Raw genomic sequence first — 4,153 nt, forward strand, 5'->3', positions numbered from 1 at the left:
AGCCGCCGGCTGTGATCGTCGCCGGCATTGATGTGGGCGGCGCCCGCAAGGGCTTCCATGCCGTCCTGCTTGAAGAGCAAACCGTCATTGACCAGCTCAATACGCCTGATCCGGAGGCGTTGGCACGCTGGTGTCTCGGGGCGGAGCGGATCGCGATCGATGCCCCCTGCGGTTGGGCCCTGCCTGGCGAGCGCTCGCGCCTGTGCGAACGCCAGCTCGCGGCCCAGGGGGTGCGTTGTTTTGCCACCCCGACGCGGCAGGCGGCTCTGGCGAGCCGCAGCAACTTCTATGGCTGGGTGCTGCGCGGCGAGGCGCTCTATCAAGCCTTGCAGCGGTGCGGGGTGCCGATTGCCCGTGATGCCCAGGCGCTGGCCGGGCGCTGCTGTTTTGAGAGCTTTCCCCACGGCATCACCGTCGCCCTCTCGCCGCAGATCGAGGTGAAAGCGGCGTTCAAGTTGGAGCAACGTTCAGCGCTACTGGTGCGCTTTGGCTTGGCACTCGATGGCTTGAGCAGCATCGATTGGATTGATGCGGCGGTCTGTGCCCTAGCCGCCCAGCGCATCGCCCAGTCGGCCGCGGCAGAGATCTATGGCGAACCCGAGGGTGGGTTGCTGGTGTTGCCCGGTCGCACGCGCCACACTGCCGTCAGCACCGAGTGACCTGAGGCGATGGATCTGCATGGGATGGAGCTGCTGCTGACTCATTCGGCCCAAGCGCTTCGCCAGTTGCTGGAGTTCCTCTCGCTGATTTCCGTCGCGATTGGCCTGGTGGCCGTTCTCAGTGGGGCGCGCAAGTTGCGGCTGCGGGAGATTCCGCCCCATCTGATCCAACGCGGGCCGGTGACGATGGCCCGGGTGACCTTTGGCTCCTGGGTCGCCCTGGCGCTGGAGTTTCAGCTCGGGGCTGATGTGGTCTTGACCACGATCAGCCGCGAGCCCAATGCCCTGATCCAGCTGGGGGCGGTGGCGTTGATTCGGACCTTCTTGAACTATTTCTTGGCCCTGGAATTGCGCCAGGAGGATCGCCATCAAGCCAGCTAGCTAGCTCTGGTCTCCAGCGTGATAGCTGCTGCGCACTAAGGGGCCGGAGCGCACGTCGCTGAAGCCCAGCCCCTTGGCGATGCTCCCGAGTTCCTCGAACTCCTCGGGCGTCCAGTAGCGATCCACCGGGAGATGGGCCAGGGAGGGCCTGAGGTATTGGCCGATGGTCAGCCGCTGGCAGTCCACCGCGCGGAGATCGCGCATCGCCTCGACCACCTCCTCGAAGCCTTCACCCAGACCGAGCATCAGCCCGCTCTTGGTGGGGATCTCTGGCGCTAGCTCGCGGGCGGCTGCCAGAAGGCCGAGGGAGCGGCTGTAGGTGGCCCCACGCCTGACCTCCCCCTGGAGACGCTCCACCGTCTCGAGGTTGTGGTTGAAGCAGACGGGCGCTGCCGAGAGGACCGTCTGCAGCCGTTGGCGTTGGGCCGTGATCGCCTCGGCTTCCTCGCGGTGGCCCCCCCAGAAGTCGGGGGTGAGCACCTCGATGGCGATCAGTGGATTGCGGGCCCGGATGGCGGCCATGGCCCGGGTGAAGAGCGTCGCGCCGTGGTCGCTCTGGTCATCCCTGGCCACCGAGGTCAGCACCACATAGCGCAGTCCCAGGGTCTCGACGGCCTCAGCCACGCGCTCGGCTTCCTGGTCATCGAGGGGCTCCGGTGCCTGCCCCTTGTCCACCTGGCAGAAGGCGCAGCTGCGGGTGCAGATCGATCCCCCCAGCAAGAACGTCGCGGTTCCGGAGGCGTAGCACTCCCCCCGATTGGGGCAGCGGCCCTCCTCACAGATGGTGTGGAGCCGTTGCTGCTTGACCACGGCCTGGACCGACTCCAGGGCGCTGGCCGCGCCGATGGGGGTGCGGATCCAGTCCGGTAGGCGCTCCTTGGGTGGGATCTGGCTGTAGCGGCTCATGCGCTCACTCCATCCGCCGCCGCCCCTCGAGGGCCCGCGCCAGGGTGACCTCATCGGCGTATTCCAGTTCGCTGCCCACCGGCAGCCCGTAGGCGATGCGGCTGACCTGGGTGAAGGGTTTGAGCAGGCGGGCCAGATAGAGGCTGGTGGTGTCCCCCTCCACGCTGGGGGTGAGGGCCAGGATCACTTCGCTGATGCCGTCGCGATCCACCCGCTCCACCAGCGGCTGGATGTGCAGCAGCTCTGGGCCGATGCCATCCATGGGCGAGATCAGCCCGCCGAGCACGTGATAGCTCCCCTTGAACTCGCGGGTGCGCTCGAGGGCCAGCAGGTCACGGGAATCGGCGACCACGCAGAGCACCCCGGTGCTGCGTTCTTCGTTGCGGCAGATCTCGCAGAGGGGGTCGGCCGAGAGGTGAAAGCAGCGCTGGCACTGACCCACCTGGCTGCGGGCGGCCAGCAGCGCATCGGCGAACGCCTGGATTTGCTCGCTGGGTTGGTTCAACAGGTGCAGCGCCAGGCGCTGGGCCGTGCGCGGCCCGATGCCGGGAAGCCGCTCGAACTGATCAATCAGCCGTGCCAGGGGTCTGGTGAAGCCGCTCAGATCCCTTGAGGCAACTGGCGTGAATCTAAGAGGAACCGCAAGACCTGCGGCGGCGCGTGAGAATGGCTGCGCTGAAGCGCTGATCAATGGCCGTGCTGACCCGCTGGATCTCCCGAGGACTGCGTTCGTTCCTGGCCCTTGGCCTGGTGCTGGTGCTGGTGAGCTGCAGTGCGGTCGCGGCCGGTCTCAATTCCTTCCAAAGCTCGGATGGGCGCTACGCCTTCCTCTATCCGACGGGCTGGACCCGGGTGCAGGTCACCGAGGGTCCCCAGGTGGTCTTCCACGACCTGATCAATGCCGATGAAACCCTCAGCCTGGTGGTCTCGGATGTGAATGAGACCAACAGCCTGGAGAACCTTGGTAGTGCGGTTGCGGTGGGCGAGAAGCTGCGCCGCGTGGTGATCGCCCCGGACGGCAGCGGCCGCGAGGCGGAACTGGTGGAGGCCTCCGAGCGTGAGGACGGCGGGCGCACCTTCTACGACCTGGAGTACGCCGTTCACCTTCCCGACCGTGATCGCCATGAGCTGGCGACGGTCGTTGTGGACCGCGGCCGGCTCTACACCTTTGCCGCCAGCACCAACGAGATGCGCTGGCCGAAGGTCAAGGGCCTGTTCCACCAGGTGATCACCTCCTTCACCCTGCGGATCTGATCGGGTGTTGATCGTTGGCGGGGGCTTGGCGGGTGGACTGCTGGCCCTCGCCCTGCGGGAGCGCGGCGTTGATGTTTGTCTGATCGCCGGCCAGCAGCCCTCGGCGACGGAGTGGAGCTACGGGGTGATCCCGGGTTGGCCGCTGGGCACCTCAGCTCTTGCGATCCGCTCTGCCAAGGCCGCTGGCCTCTGGCGCGATCTGCAACGCCGCTATGGCGATCTCGGCTGGTCCAGCGCGCGCATCCATCTCCACGGTGGCAAGCCCTGGGCGCGTCTCTTGCCCTTGCCGGGATCCCAGGTGGATACAGAGCGTTTCCATGCGTACCTTCCTGAGCTGCTGAAGCAGGCCGGCGTCCGTTACGTCTCCGCTGAGGCGCTGAGCCTTGAGCGTCAGCAGGGGGAGTGGCTGGTGCGTTGCAGCGATGGCTCGGCCCACTCCAGTCCCCAGCTGGTGCTGGCCGCCGGTGCGGGCTGCCGCGGTCTTTGGCCGGCCTGGCCTGAGGCGCTGCGCAGCAGCTGGGCGGGAGTGCTGGAGTTGCCCGAAGCGCCGGCCCATGGCCTGCGGCTGCCGGCCCAGTTCCAGCGCCCGGCGATGGAGCGATCGAGCGCGGAACTCCAGGCCCCTCGGACCGTCGTGGATGCCGGGCTCGTGCCCCGCGGCGCTGGGGCGCTCTTGGGGCAGGTCAGCAGCTTTGCTCCTGGCTTGTCCCTGCAGGCCCCCCCGCCTGCGCTGGAGCAGGAGCTGAGGCAGGCCATCGCTGCATCCGGGTTGCCCAAGGGCCTCGCTGAGGCGCCTGGCCGCTGGCATCAGGTCCCCGTGGCCTTCAGCCGCACGGGGATTCCCTTCGCTGGCCCCCTGGCGGACGCCCCAGGACTGTTTGGCTTCAGCGGCTTCAGCGGCGGCTTCGCCCAGGTGCCGGTGCTCGCGCCGCTGCTGGCGGAGGTGCTCGCGG

The 4,153-nt window shown here is 67.7% G+C and carries 6 protein-coding genes; 4 read left to right on the forward strand and 2 right to left on the reverse strand.

Features of this window, described 5'->3' with window-relative positions:
• Together QZ189_RS10720 and QZ189_RS10725 are read left to right on the forward strand one after the other, a co-directional pair.
• Positions 1-659 (forward strand): DUF429 domain-containing protein (locus QZ189_RS10720; RefSeq protein ID WP_296421742.1); only part of this gene is annotated, 659 nt, incomplete at its 5' end.
• Positions 660-668: 9 nt separating this feature from the next.
• Positions 669-1,040: a DUF1622 domain-containing protein gene (locus QZ189_RS10725; RefSeq protein ID WP_247479046.1), complete on the forward strand. Its 372-nt coding sequence runs from the start codon at positions 669-671 to the stop codon at positions 1,038-1,040.
• On the opposite strand, the gene lipA is transcribed toward QZ189_RS10725, so the two are convergent.
• Both lipA and recR read right to left on the reverse strand, forming a co-directional pair.
• Positions 1,041-1,946, reverse strand: a complete 906-nt coding sequence (gene lipA / locus QZ189_RS10730) for a lipoyl synthase (protein ID WP_296421743.1) — start codon at positions 1,944-1,946, stop codon at positions 1,041-1,043.
• 4 nt (positions 1,947-1,950) lie between these two features.
• Positions 1,951-2,529: a recombination mediator RecR gene (gene recR, locus QZ189_RS10735; protein ID WP_071777998.1), complete on the reverse strand. Its 579-nt coding sequence runs from the start codon at positions 2,527-2,529 to the stop codon at positions 1,951-1,953.
• A 107-nt stretch (positions 2,530-2,636) separates the two neighbouring features.
• Between recR and psbP the strand changes: the two genes are divergently transcribed.
• The gene (gene psbP / locus QZ189_RS10740) at positions 2,637-3,200 is read left to right on the forward strand and encodes a photosystem II reaction center PsbP (RefSeq protein ID WP_010317848.1); all 564 of its coding nucleotides are present in this window, start codon (positions 2,637-2,639) and stop codon (positions 3,198-3,200) included.
• A gap of 4 nt (positions 3,201-3,204) precedes the next feature.
• On the forward strand, positions 3,205-4,153 hold a 949-nt coding region (locus QZ189_RS10745; protein WP_296421744.1), incomplete at its 3' end, for an FAD-dependent oxidoreductase.

The organism is Vulcanococcus sp. CPBay_Sum15L08_68, assembly GCF_017855895.1.
Lineage (GTDB): Bacteria > Cyanobacteriota > Cyanobacteriia > PCC-6307 > Cyanobiaceae > Vulcanococcus.

Bases quoted from the DNA above. Each gene is read 5' to 3' on its own strand.
- psbP (WP_010317848.1), top strand. From the start codon at position 2,637: ATGGCCGTGCTGACCCGCTGGATCTCCCGAGGACTGCGTTCGTTCCTG.
- QZ189_RS10725 (WP_247479046.1), top strand. From the start codon at position 669: ATGGATCTGCATGGGATGGAGCTGCTGCTGACTCATTCGGCCCAAGCG.
- lipA (WP_296421743.1), bottom strand. From the start codon at position 1,946: ATGAGCCGCTACAGCCAGATCCCACCCAAGGAGCGCCTACCGGACTGG.